At 70.1% G+C, this 14,552-nt stretch carries 17 protein-coding genes and 1 pseudogene; 8 read left to right on the top strand and 10 right to left on the bottom strand.

Annotated features, from left to right (window positions below; all coding sequences use genetic code 11):
- Window positions 1-90: 90 nt before the first annotated feature.
- From IE252_RS00910 to IE252_RS44230, 3 genes and pseudogenes are all read left to right on the top strand, one after another.
- On the top strand, window positions 91-468 hold the full coding sequence (locus tag IE252_RS00910) for an effector-associated constant component EACC1 (protein WP_190087269.1): 378 nt from the start codon (window positions 91-93) through the stop codon (window positions 466-468).
- Window positions 469-470: 2 nt separating this feature from the next.
- Window positions 471-2,186, top strand: a pseudogene (locus IE252_RS00905) (caspase, EACC1-associated type); the annotation flags it as partial.
- Entirely contained in the window at window positions 2,132-2,350 is a 219-nt protein-coding gene (locus IE252_RS44230; RefSeq protein ID WP_373298498.1) for an outer membrane protein assembly factor BamB family protein, read from the top strand. The pseudogene IE252_RS00905 and the gene IE252_RS44230, both read left to right, overlap by 55 nt.
- A 54-nt stretch (window positions 2,351-2,404) precedes the next feature.
- Here IE252_RS44230 and IE252_RS00900 read toward each other — a convergent pair whose 3' ends face one another.
- The 6 genes from IE252_RS00900 to IE252_RS00875 form a co-directional block, all read right to left on the bottom strand.
- Window positions 2,405-3,103 (bottom strand): neutral zinc metallopeptidase, encoded by a 699-nt coding sequence (locus IE252_RS00900; RefSeq protein WP_190087267.1) that lies wholly within the window; start codon window positions 3,101-3,103, stop codon window positions 2,405-2,407.
- A 167-nt stretch (window positions 3,104-3,270) separates the two neighbouring features.
- Window positions 3,271-3,807: a DinB family protein gene (locus IE252_RS00895; RefSeq protein ID WP_190087266.1), complete on the bottom strand. Its 537-nt coding sequence runs from the start codon at window positions 3,805-3,807 to the stop codon at window positions 3,271-3,273.
- 120 nt (window positions 3,808-3,927) lie between these two features.
- Window positions 3,928-4,380 carry a hypothetical protein gene (locus tag IE252_RS00890; RefSeq protein ID WP_190087265.1) on the bottom strand — a complete coding sequence of 151 codons (453 nt, stop codon included), beginning with the start codon at window positions 4,378-4,380 and terminating at the stop codon, window positions 3,928-3,930.
- Window positions 4,381-4,670: 290 nt separating this feature from the next.
- Window positions 4,671-5,657 (bottom strand): AraC-like ligand-binding domain-containing protein, encoded by a 987-nt coding sequence (locus IE252_RS00885; protein WP_190087264.1) that lies wholly within the window; start codon window positions 5,655-5,657, stop codon window positions 4,671-4,673.
- A 226-nt stretch (window positions 5,658-5,883) separates the two neighbouring features.
- On the bottom strand, window positions 5,884-6,609 hold the full coding sequence (locus tag IE252_RS00880) for an ankyrin repeat domain-containing protein (protein ID WP_190087263.1): 726 nt from the start codon (window positions 6,607-6,609) through the stop codon (window positions 5,884-5,886).
- Between the two features lie 64 nt (window positions 6,610-6,673).
- The gene (locus tag IE252_RS00875) at window positions 6,674-7,381 is read right to left on the bottom strand and encodes an RraA family protein (RefSeq protein WP_190087262.1); all 708 of its coding nucleotides are present in this window, start codon (window positions 7,379-7,381) and stop codon (window positions 6,674-6,676) included.
- Between the two features lie 215 nt (window positions 7,382-7,596).
- Here IE252_RS00875 and IE252_RS00870 point away from each other — a divergent pair, with 215 nt between their 5' ends.
- Window positions 7,597-8,304, top strand: coding sequence for a GNAT family N-acetyltransferase (locus IE252_RS00870; protein WP_190087261.1), 708 nt, complete (start codon window positions 7,597-7,599; stop codon window positions 8,302-8,304).
- Here the strand turns inward: IE252_RS00870 and IE252_RS00865 are convergent.
- From IE252_RS00865 to IE252_RS00855, 3 genes are read right to left on the bottom strand one after another with little or no spacing between them, the layout of a single operon-like run.
- Window positions 8,301-9,242, bottom strand: coding sequence for an ABC transporter substrate-binding protein (locus IE252_RS00865; protein ID WP_190087260.1), 942 nt, complete (start codon window positions 9,240-9,242; stop codon window positions 8,301-8,303). The genes IE252_RS00870 and IE252_RS00865 overlap by 4 nt on opposite strands.
- Entirely contained in the window at window positions 9,239-9,913 is a 675-nt protein-coding gene (locus tag IE252_RS00860) for an ABC transporter permease (RefSeq protein ID WP_190087259.1), read from the bottom strand. Before IE252_RS00860 ends, IE252_RS00865 begins: the two co-directional genes overlap by 4 nt.
- A gap of 31 nt (window positions 9,914-9,944) precedes the next feature.
- On the bottom strand, window positions 9,945-10,664 hold the full coding sequence (locus IE252_RS00855; protein ID WP_229847803.1) for an ABC transporter permease: 720 nt from the start codon (window positions 10,662-10,664) through the stop codon (window positions 9,945-9,947).
- A 220-nt stretch (window positions 10,665-10,884) separates the two neighbouring features.
- Between IE252_RS00855 and IE252_RS00850 the strand changes: the two genes are divergently transcribed.
- Together IE252_RS00850 and IE252_RS00845 are read left to right on the top strand one after the other, a co-directional pair.
- The gene (locus tag IE252_RS00850; RefSeq protein WP_190087258.1) at window positions 10,885-11,187 is read left to right on the top strand and encodes a putative quinol monooxygenase; all 303 of its coding nucleotides are present in this window, start codon (window positions 10,885-10,887) and stop codon (window positions 11,185-11,187) included.
- 191 nt (window positions 11,188-11,378) lie between these two features.
- Complete coding sequence (locus IE252_RS00845; protein ID WP_190087257.1) at window positions 11,379-11,813, top strand: ankyrin repeat domain-containing protein; 435 nt, start codon at window positions 11,379-11,381, stop codon at window positions 11,811-11,813.
- Window positions 11,814-12,632: 819 nt separating this feature from the next.
- On the opposite strand, the gene IE252_RS00840 is transcribed toward IE252_RS00845, so the two are convergent.
- Complete coding sequence (locus tag IE252_RS00840) at window positions 12,633-12,854, bottom strand: DUF6243 family protein (RefSeq protein WP_190087256.1); 222 nt, start codon at window positions 12,852-12,854, stop codon at window positions 12,633-12,635.
- 495 nt (window positions 12,855-13,349) lie between these two features.
- On the opposite strand from IE252_RS00840, the gene IE252_RS42975 reads away from it, so the two are divergent.
- Window positions 13,350-14,129, top strand: a complete 780-nt coding sequence (locus IE252_RS42975; protein ID WP_229847801.1) for an SMI1/KNR4 family protein — start codon at window positions 13,350-13,352, stop codon at window positions 14,127-14,129.
- Window positions 14,130-14,186: 57 nt separating this feature from the next.
- Window positions 14,187-14,483, top strand: coding sequence for a hypothetical protein (locus IE252_RS42970; RefSeq protein ID WP_229847799.1), 297 nt, complete (start codon window positions 14,187-14,189; stop codon window positions 14,481-14,483).
- Window positions 14,484-14,552: the final 69 nt, after the last annotated feature.

The raw sequence follows: 14,552 nt of genomic DNA, 5'->3' as shown, positions 1-14,552 counted from the left end.
CAGCCGCGGGCCCGCCTGATGTAATGGACCGTACTGTCCGTGCGGGACCACCGAGATGTGTGGGCTGCGGGTTTGGAGCGGGGGCGCGTGATGGAAGTGCTGCTGGCGCTGGCACCTGACGAGGAGTCGGACGCGGAGGAGGCCGAGCGGCTGACGCGCCGGCTGCTCGCGGAGTTGCGCGAGTTGGACGTCGACGTGTTTCGTCCGGTGCCGGTCGGGCAGCTTCCGCCGGGTGCCAAGGGCAGCGACCCGGTGACGGTCGGGGCGATCGTGGTGGCGCTGAGCGCGTCCGGCGGCGTGTTCACGGTGCTCATCGACACCCTGCGGGACTGGCTCGGCCGGCAGTCGGCCCGGCACCGCATCTCCGTGACGATCGACGGCGACACGATCGAGCTGGAGCACGCGACCGCCGAAGAGCGCCGGGAGTTGATCGACGGGTTCGTGCGCCGCCACCGGGCGGGCGAGTAGCGGTGGGCCGTCGGCTCGCCCTTCTGGTCGCGACGTACGAGTACCAGGACGCGGGTCTGCGCGGGCTCACGGCGCCCGCGCACGACGCCGAGGCCCTCGCGGGCGTGCTGCGGGACCCGGACATCGCGGGTTTCGAGGTCACCACGCTGATCAACGAGCCCCACTACCGGGTCGGTGAGGCCATCGGCGACCTGTTCCGCGACCGGCGGCGCGACGATCTGACGCTGTTGTACTTCACCGGGCACGGCCTCAAGGACGACGAGGGGCATCTGCATCTGGCGATGGGCAACACCCGCCGCGACAACCTGGCGTTCACGTCGCTGCCCGCCGAGCAGATCGACCGCGCGATGACCGGGTGCGCGTCCCGGCAGCAGGTGCTGATCCTGGACTGCTGCTACAGCGGCGCCTTCCCGGCGGGCCGCCTGGCCAAGGGCGACGCCGACATGCACACCCTGGAGCGGTTCCGGGGCCGGGGCCGCAGCGTCCTGACGGCCTCCGACGCCACCCAGTACTCCTTCGAGGGCGACCAGGTGCACGGCCGGGCCCCGCAGTCGGTCTTCACCCGGCACCTGGTGTCCGGGCTGCGCGACGGCAGCGCCGACCTCGACGGCGACGGGGACATCACGCTGGACGAGCTGTACGCGTACGTCCACGACAAGGTCGTCGAGGAGATGCCGCAGCAGCGCCCCAAGAAGCAGGAGAACGTCGAGGGCCGCATCGTCATCGCCCGGAACGTCAACTGGCAGCTGCCCGCGCATGTGCGGCACGCGCTGGCCAGTCCGCTGGCCGCCGACCGGCTCGGCGCGATCGAGGGCCTCGCCGATCGGTACCGGACCGGCAACGCGACCGTACGGCAGCGGGTCGAGGAGGAGATGCGGCGTCTCCTGGACGACGACAGCCGCAGTGTTTCGGCGGCGGCCGCGGCGCGGTTGCAGGCCCTGACCGGGGCCGGGGAGGAGCTGGCGCCCACGGCTCCGGTCCCGGTCCCGCCGCCGCAGGACTCGGCCCCGGCCTTGCCGCCGGAGCCGCATGCGTTACCGGCCCCACCCCCCGTGCCGCAGGACCGCATCCGCTGGTCCGTCACCACCGACGCCTCCGTGCACGCCTCCCTCGCCGTCGTGAGCGGCTCGGTCCACGTCGGCGACGAACGGGGACGGGTGTACGCGGTGGAGACGGCCACCGGCCGCGACCACTGGTGCTTCGACGCCGGGAACCCCGTGCGGGCCGTGCTCGCCGGACCGGAAGGGACCGTGGGCGTCACCGCGGGCCCGTACTTCCATCTGCTCGACGCCCGCACCGGCGCGGAACGCTGGCAGTTCAAGGTGCGCCAACGGATCACCGCCCTCCCCGAGACGGACGGCGGGTCGGTCTACCTCGCGAACACGAACAGCCTGTACGCCCTGAGCCTCGCCACGGGTGAGAAGAGTTGGACGTACTGCCCGCGCATCGCCCCCTTCCTGTGGGTGACGGCGGCCGGCGGTCTGGTGTGGACCGCCACCGGGCGGGCCGTGTACGGCGTCAACGCGGCGACCGGGAACCGGAAGTGGCGGACCGCGCTCCCCTCCCCGATCTCGTCCCGGTCCGCTCTGTCCGAGTGGTTCCTCTACGTGGGCACCGGCAGCGGCTACGTGTACGCGATCGACGCGTTGACCGGACAGATCAGATGGGGCACCCCTGTGGGCAGCGGTGTGAGCGTGTCGCCGGTCCTGGCGGACGGCCTGGTCTGCGTCTGTACGCCCTGTCCACCGAGACCGGTGCCCTGCGGTGGCGGCTTGCCACGGCCCGCCCGATACAGGCGTCACCGGCCGCGTCGAACGGGGTGGTGTACGTCGCCGACCTGGGCGGTCGGGTGTACGCGGTCGAGCACCACGGCGGGATGTGAGCGTGGGGGACCGGTCCGCCGGATTCGCTGACGACGGGCTGTCCGGCACGCCGCTCACCTGGGCAGACAGGCGTTGACCCCGCCCCGGCCGCCCGTGCTGAAGGCCGACAGGCGCTGGTCGGCGTTGCCGTGGTCCTGGGAGTTGGTCCACGGCGACTCGTCGGCGAGAGCGGTCAGCGCCTGGGCCAGCTCGTCGGTGTCCCCCGGCTCGAACCGCAGCTCCTCGGAGCCGAACAGGGTGGCCCCGGCCAGGCAGTCCGCCTGGAGTTCCTGAGCCACGTCCTTCAATCCCAGAACCCTGCGCTGCACGGCATGGCCCCATTCATGGGCGATGACCAGATACACCCAGGAGTCGCCCTGGGCATATCCGTCGCGCATCAGCTTTCCGTCCCAGGCGATGAAGTCCCCGGCGGGGCAGTAGAACGCGTTGTACGGGGTGGCCGGTTCGCTCCCGCACCTCGGGGCCTGCGGAGTGTTGGGCGTGTACGTGCCGAAGACCTTCGGTGATCCATACGCACCGGTGAAGTGCTGGTTCCAGTGCGACCGCCAGAAGTCGTCCACCACCTGGACGGCATCCCGGGCTTCCGTCATCCAGGCGTCGTCCGCACCGCCGCGCTGGCCCCCCTGGTTCACGGGGGCGGTGCCCTGATTCGGCAGACCACCGTCCGAGCACCCCGTGACGGCCACCAGGGCGAGGAGCACACCTGTCGCGACGGCCAAGGGCCGCGACCGCGTGCTGCGATGCAGGGCCATGACTGCCTCCTGTCCTCCGACACACGGGAACAGGACCGCGCGCGGCCCACCCCGTACTCCAGTGTCGCGAACGGAGTGCTTCGCGGGCAGGGCCTTGCCCCAAGCCGACAGGTCCGATCGATGTGCGACCAGGGCGCTCCAGAACCTCCCTCTGCTTCAATGCGCCCCTAGAAGCCCGTCACCCCGTCGACCCGCTCCCGGAGCAGATCCGCGTGCCCGTTGTGCCGTGCGTACTCCTCGATCATGTGGATGAGGATCCAGCGCAGGGAGACGGTTGGCTCGCCCAGGACCGCCGCGTTCTCCGCGCTCAGCGGCCCGGAGTCCTCCAGGGACGCGTCGGCGATGAGCTCGCGGCCCCGGTCGATTTCCGCGCGCCAGAGCGCCAGCGCCTCGTCGATCCCTCGGTCCGGGTCGAGCGTGAACCCGGCGTCGCCGTCCTTGCCGAACAGGAACGGTATGTCCTGCCCGGCGAACACCCGCTGGAACCAGTTCCGTTCGATCTCCGCCATGTGCTGGACGAGCCCGAGCAGCGTCATCGCGGACGGCTCCACGGACGCCAGCCGAAGCCGGTGGTCGTCCAGCCCCTCACACTTCAGCGCGAGCGTGGCGCGCTGGAAGTCCAGCCAGCTCTCCAGCATGGCCCGTTCGTCCGCGTGCGGCGGCGGAATGGGCCGCCCGTCAGGTGTCGTACGTGTCGTTCCCATGTGGACCACCTTCGCACGGGCCACTGACATCGGGCAGGGCGCACGGGACCGCGCGGCTCGCGGTGACGGTGGACGCGGGCGCGGCCTCCGAGGCCCGGCCACCGTCACCGCTGCCTGACGTCAGCGATGGATCGTGAGGCAGGCCACGTCACGGCCTTCTATGGATCCGCAGACCTTGTTGTTCTGGTTCATATAAACGTAGTAGTCCCAGCGCCAGGAACCGCTCTTCCCGAGCCAGGGTCCGTAGTGGGTCTGGCCGTCCCACGTACTGGAAATCACTCCCCGGCCCGTGGGGTCGCCGTTCCGATTGGTGACGGTCGCGTAATTCACGTAAAGGCCGGTCCCGTTGACGTAGATGCAGGTGGTGCCGTGACATCCGGTCGCGGTGAAGACGCCGGTACGCGCGTCGCGGTTCACCGTGACGGTCGTACCGGCGCTGCTCGCCGACACCTTGGCGACGGCCGGGGCCGGCGCCGGGGAGGTGCTGGTGGCGGCGTTGGCCACGGTGGGTGTGAGGGCGGCTCCCATGAGGAAGGCCCCCAGAACTGCCGTGCGCGGCAGGGAGAAGTGCATTGTCTGACTCCTTTGTCGAAGACTGCTGCGATACCGAGTCGGCCTTGGATCGACTCGGTGCAAGGAGTTTGCAGGGGAGGGCGGCACTCGGTCGTTGGGTTGTCGCGCACGGTTCGTTGTCATTCAGCGCATCCGGATTTCCTTGTTCCAGACATACGCCGGGATTTGCCATTCCTGGCCGGAAAAGCATCATGGACGGGCGGCATTGTCGAAGGCTGAACTCAGAGCCTGAACGATGACTTCGCCGGAGCCGGTTCGGCTTGTTCTGCGCCGAGTGCTGGACGCGTCGCTCAGCGCGGAGCGCGAGCGTCGTTCGCTTCCCATGCGCGCGCCCGGACCTCGCTCGGCGAGACGCCGTAGGCGCCCCGGAACGCCCGGCTGAAGTCCGCGGGGCGGTGGTATCCCCACCGGGCGGCGGTCTCGCCGATCGTGCGGTGACGCAGTCTCGGGTCGGCCAGGTCCCTGCGGCAGCGTTCCAGGCGGCGGCGCCGGATCGTGGCGGCGACGCTCTCCCCGGAGGTCTGGAAGAGCAGATGCAGTGAGCGCAGCGACATGTGGTGCTGGGCCGCGATCACGGCCGGGGTCAGGTCCGGGTCGGCGAGGTTGCGGTCGATGAAGGCCGTGATGCGCGCAGTCAGGACCTGTCGGCGAGTCTCGGGCGAGAGCCGCTCCGCGGCGTCGACACGCTGGGCGAGGTACGCGGAGGCCAGGTCCAGGGTGACCGTTCCCAGGGTGTTCAGGTCCTGTGGGCGGCAGGCGTGGGCCTGGTCGAGGGCCTCGGTGAGGAAGGCGGCCAGGATCGCCCCCATGCCACTGGTCGCGGGCATGCGCTGCGCGACCAGGCGGTCGATCCGGTCGGGTGGGAGGGACAGCGCCGAGCGTGGCAGATGAACGATGATCGCCTCGGCGTGGTCTCCGCAGACACCGCCGTCGAACGGCTGTGAGGTGTCCCAGAGAAGCAGGTCGCCCGCCCGGGCGGCGGTGTCGTTGCGGCGCTGCGAAAGCCACATCGGGTCGCCCGTGATCAAGGCGAGCTCGTAGACCTCGGGGTCGGACTGCCGGATGAGCGTCCGGGTGCGGAGGGAGCGAATCGGCGCGAAGTGCATCGCGGTCACTTTGACCAGACCCAGGTCTGCCGTCTCCGCCCCGGCCTGGAACTCGGCGGCGTGATCGCTGGTGATGATGGTGCGGGCGACGTCCTGCCAGACCAGGTCGCACCACCAGTCGAATCGTTCCGCCACCGGTATCAGGTCCGTGGACACGCGCGCGACCGGCATGGACTCCCCCGTGGTGAGCGGACGAACGTGCGCGCAGCCCCAGCGGTCACACCGGGCGGCAGGAGAGGGATCCGCACGCTCCGCACCAGCCGGGTGGAGCGAGGCGACCCCGTGGGAAAACGGTAGCGGACCGGCCCCCGAGGCCGAGCCTCGTTTCCCGCCAGGTCCACACGCCCGTGGCGGAGCCCGCCAGGCGTCGCGGGCAGAGGCCGGGAACGCGGCCGCGTCAGGTCCGCTCGGTGGCCGACCGCGCCCCCAGCCCCCGCAGCCACTCCGCCGCCTCTTCGTGGCCCGAGCGGACTGCCGCGTCCAGCGGGGTCAGTTCGTCGTAGCCGACCCAGTCGATGTCGCCGCCCCGGTCGCGCAGGTACGCGGCCGTCGGCTGCTGGCCGCCGTGGCAGGCGCACCACAGGGCCTCGGTGACATCGATGGTGGGCGGTGGCGGGGTGCCGGGGGTGAAGTAGGCGGTGACGCGGTCGAGTTCGCCGAGGCCGGCCGCCTGCCACAGGGTCGTACGGGCGCCGCGTTCGAGCAGGCGGCGGGCGGCCCGCCACTGGCCGAAGGCCACCGCGTCCGCGATCGCCGTGCCGCCCGCGATGACCGAGCCGTCGACCTCGATGTCCGCGCCGAGGTCGAGCAGCGCGTCGAGGACGGCGACGTCGTCGCAGCTGGCGGCCCAGTGGAGCGGGGTCTCGGCGTGCGGACCGGTGAACCGCGCTCCCACGTCCGCGCCCGCCGCGACGAGCGCGGCCACGACCGCCGGGCCGTTCGGGAAGTGGCCCGACCAGTCGGTGGCCACGTGGAGCAGGGTCCGGTTCACGAGCTCGTCGCCCAGCCGCGCGGTGGCGAGGCCGGGGTGGGCGGCGAGGAGCTCCTGGAAGCGCTGGAGGTCCCCGGTACGGATCGCCGCTGCCACCTCGACGGCGAGAGGGTCGTGTGCGCCGATGAGCATCGGTCACCCGTCCTTTCTGCCGCGAGGCGTGCGGAGATGCGTGCCGTATGCCACGTACACCATGCTATTCCTCGATCGCCCCACCGACAGCGCGCAGGTGCTCACGGAACGTGAGCGCGGGGTTGCCTCGGCGGTCGGCGAGGTAGCGGGCGAACTGCACCTGCTCGCGCAGGGAGTTGCCTTCTCGGATGCGGTCGGCCTGGCGGCGTTCGGTGTCGCGGATGGTCTCGGCGACGGTGAGGAGTTCGGCGGCCCGGTCGGCGGGTACGAAGAGGACGCCGTCGTCGTCTCCGAAGACGACGTCTTCGCGGCTGACGGTCCACTCCCCCACCGTGGCGGCTTCCAGCGCGTCCTTGGCGCGGCCGTCGAGCCGCTGGGGTCCGGCAGGGGTGGCGCCCATGCTGAAGACGGGCAGCCCGATGGCCCGGATGTCGGCGCTGTCGCGGTGCAGCCCCCAGATGACGACTCCGGCGAGCCCGGCGTCCTTGGCCTCCAGGACGGCGAGGTCGCCGACGCAGGCCTCGTCGAGCCGCCCGCCGTTGTCGACGACCAGGACGTCTCCGGGCGCGGCCTCCTCGTACGCCTCCAGGAAGATGTCGACACTGCCGACGTGCCGCGCGGGTGCCACGCGCCCGGCGACGCGTCCGCCGTCCACTACGGGACGTACGACGGACGGCGCGCACCGCACGGGCACGCGCGCGCGGAGGCAGGCGTCCGCCACGTGTGCGGTGGTCAGTGTCGCGAAGCGGCTGCGGAGCTCGTCGTGATCCATGCTCTCGTGTCCCTCTCGCCGGTGCCTTCTCTTGTTGCTGCTTGCTGCCATTGTCGGGGTCGAATCGGTGGGGCGGGTCGCGCGGGTGCGGTGCGGGCGTGGCATCTGGTCGCGTCAAGTCCCGTAGGGACGTGAAAATGTGGACGTGAAAAATCGGCTGGACGGTCCGTCTGGAGCGGCCCCCTCCGGCGGTGCTCCGCTGCCATGATGGGTCCATGCCCCAGTTGGTCCCTGCCGTTGTCCCGGCAGGCCGTCTCGGTCGGTCCGACCAACCGGCCCTGGCGGTGTCAGCCGGTCTTTTCCTGCGACCGTGGGAACTTGAGGACGCGCCGTTCGTTTACGAGGCGTACCAGGATCCGGCGATCCAGCACTGGACGCGGCGGCGCGCGGACTGTGAGATCGAGACGAGGGGGTGGATCGCGCGCTGGCGGCAGGGCTGGCGTGCGGAGACGGACGCGCACTGGGCGGTGGTGCGGGCGCATGACGGGGCGCTGATCGGCTGGGTCGCGCTGTGCAGTCTGGACTTGGCGGTCGGCCGCGCGGACTGCCGTTATTGGATCCTGCCGTCGGTGCGGGGCCAGGGGGTGGCGCCGGCTGCGGTGGCCACGCTGGCGTCGTGGGCGCTGGACACGGTGGGGCTGCACCGGATCGAGATCGCGCATCCGACGGCGAACGAGGCGGCCTGCCGGGTGGCTCTGAAGTCGGGTTTCGTCCCGGAGAGCACGCGGCGCAGCGCGCAGTTGCACGCGGACGGCTGGCATGACGTGCACGTCCATGTGTGCGTGCAGGAGGGCGCCGACGACCTGGTGGAGGAGGTGCCGCCGGACCGCACGCTCGGGCGTGTCCAGCGGCGGCTGCACCGGCGCGGCAAGGACCGGTTGCGGGACAGGATTCCGGGTCGGCAGGGGCGTCAGGACCGTTAGGGACGCAGCAGGCCCTTGGACACCAGGTAGTTCTTGGCGACGTCTTTCGGGAGTCGCCGCCAGCTGTCGACCTGCTGGTTGAGGCTGGCCAAGTCGCCGGTCGTCAGGACGGTGTTGAGCGCACCGAGCGCGTTGGTGACCCCTGCGCTTCCGGCTCGCGACCGGTTGACAACGGGCACGATGTAGTCGGCGTTCTGGAGGTGCTTGTCGTCGGCGAGGAGGACGAGCCCGAAGGCGTCCAGGGTGGCGTCCGTCGTGGTGGTGAGGACCATCTGGTCCTGTCCGTTCTGGACAGCTTGTTTGGACTGGGTGGTGCCTACGCCTTTGGGGTCGACGGCGGTGATGTCGATGCCGTACGTCTTCTTCAGCCCGGGTTCGCAGTAGGGGCGTTGGACGCATTCGTCACCGGCGGCGAGCCGTACGGGGAGTTTGGCGGCGCCGAGGTCGCTGAGGGTGCGGAGTCTGTGCTGCCGGGCGTAGTCGGCGGTGACGGCGAAGGCGTTCTGGTCGACGGCTTTGCCGGGGTCGAGGACGGTGAGGCCGCGGGGTGCGGCGAGGCGCCGGAGGGCGGTCATGGTGGTGGCGAGGTCGGGTGAGCCGACGGGGGGCGCGTCGGGTCCGTTGGCTTTGGCGTTGAGCCAGTCGGCGAAGGTGGCGGCGTATTCGGGGACTACGTCGATCTGCCCGGCTTCGAGGGCGGGTTCGTAGAGCTCGCGGTTGGTGACGGAGAGGATCTTGGTGCGGTAGCCGGCTTTGCCGAGGAGCAGGGCGTACATCTGGGCGAGCAGGTCGCTTTCGGTGAACCCTGCGGTGCCGATGGTGAGGTGTTTGCTGTCGCCGGGGGGTGCGGTAACGGTGCCTTGGGTTTCGAGGGTGGGGCCGGTGGTGCAGGCGGTAAGGGTGAGCAGCGCCGCAGGGAGCAGATGCCGGGCTTTCATGAGGGGCCGCCCCTCGCCCAGGCGGGCGCGAGGCGCTGGGCGACCTCGAAGATCGCCTCCACGAGGAGGGCGAAGACGGCGACGAGGACGGCACCGGCGACGACCTGGGGTGTGGAGGCGAGGTTGAACCCGGCGGTGATGATCCGCCCGAGCCCGCCGCCGCCCGCGAGTGCGGCGAGGGTGGCGGTGGCGACGAGCTGGACGGCTGCGATGCGTACGCCGGTGAGGAGCAGCGGGAGCGCGAGGGGCAGCTCGACGCGCCAGAGCATCTGGCTGCCGGTCATGCCCATGCCCCGGGCGGCCCGGACGACGTCGCGGTCGACTTCGCGCATGCCGACGTACGCGTTGGTGAGGAGCGGCGGTACCGCGAAGAGGATGAGGGCGACGATCGTGGGGGCTTCGCCGTGCCTGCCGAGGGGGGTGAGGAGCAGCAGGACGAGTACGGCGAAGGTGGGCACGGCCCGCCCGATGTTGGAGAGGTTGACGGCGAGGGCGCCGCCTTTGCCGAGGTGGCCGAGGACGAGGGCGACGGGCAGCGCGATGAGGCAGCTCAGGAGGAGACAGAGGGCGGTGAGCCAGAGGTGCTCGCCGAGCCGGTGCCAGATGCCGTTCTCGCCGTGCCAGTGGGCGGAGGTGGTGAGCCAGGACCAGGCGTGGGAGAGGGTGGTCATGGGGTCGCCGGTGGGGGGTCGGGGGGCTGGGTCATGCGCGTACCGCCCGGGTCCAGGGGGTGAGCAGCCGCTGGGCAAAGAGGAGAACGAGATCGGCGGCGATGGCGATGACGACGCAGAGGACGGAGGCGGTGAGGACTTGCGCCTTGAAGTAGGTGTTCATGCCGGAGTAGATGAGGTTGCCGAGTCCGCCGTATCCGACGATGGCGCCAACGGTGACGAGGGAGACGGCGGAGACAGTCGCGATGCGCAGCCCGGCCATGGCGGCGGGGAGCGCGAGCGGCAGCTCGACGGCGAGGAGCAGCCGTACGGGCCCGTATCCCATGCCGCGCGCGGCCTGCCGCGTCTCGTCGGGTACGGCTCGTAGCCCGGCGAGGATGTTCCGTACAAGGAGGGTGAGCGAGTACAGCACCAGTCCCGCCACGACGAGCGTCGCCGAGAGCCCGTATACGGGCAGGAGCAGCGAGAACATCGCGAGCGAGGGGATGGTGTAGAGGACGGTGGTGACCCCGAGCACGGGCCCGGCGGCCCACCGCCACCGCCGCGCCGCGACGGCGAGCGGCAGGGCGACGGCCAGCCCGATGACGACGGAGACGGCGGTCAGCTGGAGGTGCTGAACGACGGCGTCCCAGAGGATCTGGCGGCGGGTGGAGAGGTACTCCCCGCAGATCCATTCGTTACGCGCGAGGCAGTCGTGGGGCGCCCCGGCGTCGGCGGGCGGCAGCACCGCGGTGAGCTGTCCGGCGGTCACGTTCCTATTGGAAGGTGGGGGGTGGGGTGGACGCTCGGGGGGATGGGCCGATGGGGTGGGGGCGGTGGTGGTTGGTAGGGGCGGCGCGCGAGTCGATGGGGGTGATGTCGGCTGACCAGGGGCGGGTTGCGCCACTGACGTCTGCGCCGATATCTGGGCTGATGTCTGCCTGCTGAGACCCCGGTTCTCCTGCCGTGCTTGCTGATCTACGCTCGCACGCATGTCACAGCCCGTACGACTTCACATACTGATCACCACGCTTCCTGGCCGCGGCCAGGAGCAGGTGGATGCCTATGAGCGGCTCGCGCCGATCGTGCGGGCTGAGGAGGGGTGCCTGCAGTACGACCTGCACCGGGTGGTCGGTGATCCGGATCAGTTCGTTCTCGTGGAGCTTTGGGCGTCGCGGGAGGCGTTGGCGGCGCACGATGTCACTGCGCACATGGTTGCTGCGGATGCCGCGAGCCCAGGGTTTCGGGCGGGGCCGGCGCGGGTGATTGAGGTTGAGGATCGGTCGGTGGCTTGAGTCGCGATGGGGTCGGCCAGGAGTGACTGCTCCCCTGGATTCTGAGATTGGGGCGTGGCTGGAGCGAGGGGCAGGCTGGTGTCCGCGATGAGGCCGCGATCCGGTGGCCGACGGTGACGTTGCAGGTCAAGGGCGCCGTGGGGCGGAAATGACTGGCTCAGCCGGGCGCCCGGTCGCTAGCCTCGGCGGTTATGAACCGGCGGCAGCAGAAGAAGCTCTCCCATCGTCTTTTCACAGCGATTTTGGTGGGTGACGCGGCCCGCGTCAGGGCGGCTCTGAGGGCTGGGGCCGCCCCGGAGCGCCCGGACAGGGAAGGCACCACACCTCTCTACAAGGCGTCGGTGAACGGGAACGCGGAGATCGCCCGCCTGCTGCTGGCGGCGGGGGCTGCTCCCAATGCCGAGAGCAGCGGGGTCGGGGCGGAGGGCACCCCGTTGTGCGCGGCGGCGTGCTGGGGGTATGCGGAGACGGTGCGCGTATTGCTGGCGTACGGCGCGGATCCGAACCGCCGGGAGGATGACGGGACGGGTTGGTCGCCACTGGAGTGGGCGCTTCGTGGGCCTCATCCGGAAACCGTTGAGCTCCTGATGGGGGCGGGGGCGAGGCCTCACGGGGGAACTTCGTAGCGGCTGCGCTCGCTGGGCATGAAGCTCATTTCCGCAAGGACTCAACTGGCTCACCGGTGTGGCGCGGGCTTGATGCTCGGTACGGCTCGTAACGCGAATAACGGGCAGAGGAGGAAACGGGCAAGGTATCGGTGCTCTGTTCAGGACAAGGCGAATCCCATGAGCGTGGAGGGGCAGTTCGATCGGGATAGTGAACGCGACGCCTTTTCGTCTCCCCCTGGCAGTCCCTCCCAGTAGCCTGTCGTGGAGGTAGTTCCACCCCCACAACTAGCCACCGATTACACGTATTTCGATCGGAATGCCGGAATCTGAAGAAGTGGGCAGAATCCGTAGGCCAGCTACGTGAAGGCCCTGGTCACCACCTGTGGTCCCCGCGCACGCGGGGGTGGTCCCTGGCTGGCAAACAAACTCTTCACCTTCTCGAAGTGGTCCCCGCGCACGCGGGGGTGGTCCCTCCACGGAGTCCTGCCTCATCAGGCGGGCCGTGTGGTCCCCGCCCGGCATTGGCAAGCCTGAAATCCGGTGTGTGGTCCCCGCACACGCAGGGGTGGGCCCCATGGGTGCGGGCGTGGCCCCTGCCACGTGCGGGAGCGGTCCCGGTGGCAGGTCGTCGTCGTACGCGGCGACGCTGTGGTCTCTGGGCCTGGGGGGACGATCCCGGCGGGCGCCTCCACGAGCTGCCCCGGGTTGTCAGCTGAGATGCGGTGGTGGGCCGGGAGCTGAATGGGACCGGCCGCGCCCGGTACGGCAGCAGGGCCCGGACCGCGCGTCGCGGTCCGGGCCCTGCCCCGTGCGGTGCCGCCCTGTGGCGGCGGTGTGTCAGCTCTGTGCGGTGTCGTCGCCCGCCTGCGCGGCGCCCTCACCTGCGGCTGCGGCTGCCTTCTCGCGCATCTTGCGCACCAGCTCCGCCTTCTGCTCGGCCGCACTCTGACGGTCGAGGTTGCGGTGCGGACCGTTGTTCTGGCGTTCGGCGCGGGACTGCTTCTTGCGCTGGCCGCCGCCTTGGCCCACGGGGTTGTTGATGTTCTTGCTCACGGTCACGGGTTCTCCCGGTAATGATGCGAAGTGATCTACGGATTCATCGATGGGGGACGGGCGGCGACGTCGAAGGACGTCAGCGGGGCCCGTCACGCTCTCACTCGTAAATCGGCGTCTGGAAGAACATGACAAAGACCTTACCCGGTTCCGTCGGCCCCGCACACCAGCTTTTTCGCTGCCCCGGAGTCGGCCGGGCCTTCGGCGAGCACCTGGGGGAGCCGTTTCCCCCGCCCGGACTCGACGGCGGTGGTCCCCGCGTGGGCGGAGGGCTCGGCATGACTTCCACACCCCGCACGCGCTGCCCGTATATCAGGTGCCTCATCGTCCCAGGTCAGGAAGGGCACTTTCCGATTCCAGCCCACTCACAGCCGTACCCAAGCGAAACGGCGAGGGAGGTGGGGACGTAACAGCGCCGGTTCCTCTCGCACTCCTACGACATGGGCCGACGCTAGTGTCGTACGACAGACGAGATGGCCCGCCCACAGAAGGGAAGCGAACGTGACGCCGGACGGCACGCCGCTGAGGAGCGTTGAACTGGCAGATGTGGTCGGGGACTTCGAGCGCCTGGCTTCCTTGGTCGAGGAGACCGGCGAACGCGTGGGTATTACCGCTGGTGGTGAGTTGGTGGGTGTGGTCCTTCCGGCGGCCGAGCTGGCCGAGCTGGAGCACTGGGCGCAGCGGGGCTCCGGCGCCCCGCTGCCCGTTCCGGACGCATCGCTGGAAAGCGTTCCGGGACCGGAACAGCAGGGCCCGTATACCCGGTACGTACACGCGGACGGGTTACGGATGACGCTTACGCGGGACCGGGTCATCGTGGCCGAGATGCGCTCTGCGCGTGATCTTGCCTGGCTGGAAGAGCGGGCGCGCCAAGGACGCCAGGGATACATGGACCCGAAGCAGTCGGCGGCATTCGCGGAGTTCCTCGCCAGCCAACCTGCCTCCGCGCCCCCCAAGGACCAGCCCCCGGCACCGGGCCCGCACCCGGAGGAGATAGCGGTGCGGCAGGTGGCCGACGCGTGGCACCGTATCGGAACATGGCTGCGCGCCCATGCTCCCGCGTCGTACGCATCCCTCAACCCGGGCGCCTCACGGGAGGACATCGCTGCGCTCGAAGAAACACTCGGCGTGCCGGTCCCCGCACCCCTGAAGGCGCTGTGGTCCCTGCATGCGGGTGTCCGCCACGTGTACGGCGCGGGGTTCCTCCTGGACGGCTGGGCCCTGATGGACCTGGACAGGGTGGTCTACCACTACCGGATGAAAATGGACATCCAGGAGTAGTCGGACGCTCTTGGCGCCATCCGGCGGGCAGCAGGAAGGGACGAAGAGGAGACCACGGTGTGGAGGACGACATGGGTACCGGTGTGCTCCTTCGGAGCCGACGACACCTTCTCCGGCCTCTACCTCGAAACCGATACCGGCTACATGTACCCCTGGTCCCGGGAAGACCACTACCCGTACCGGGACGAAGCAAAGCGCGAAACGCTGGTCACCTACTTGGAAGAGATCGCCGACAGCCTTGAAGCGCCTTCCCTGTCTACATATGGCAAACCAGGCATCGCGGGCGGGGCTCTGGTGTGGGGGCCGCCGAACGTTCCCGATCCGGACCGTCCATGGATGGAGTACACCGGCTGACCTGTCCGGCCGCAGACGCGTGTGGGGACCAGACCGCGGTCTGGTCCCCACACAGCGTTCACGCCGTGT

Source organism: Streptomyces melanogenes, assembly GCF_014649795.1.
Taxonomy (GTDB): Bacteria; Actinomycetota; Actinomycetes; order Streptomycetales; family Streptomycetaceae; genus Streptomyces; species Streptomyces noboritoensis.
This window is presented reverse-complemented; position numbering and strand designations above follow the sequence as displayed.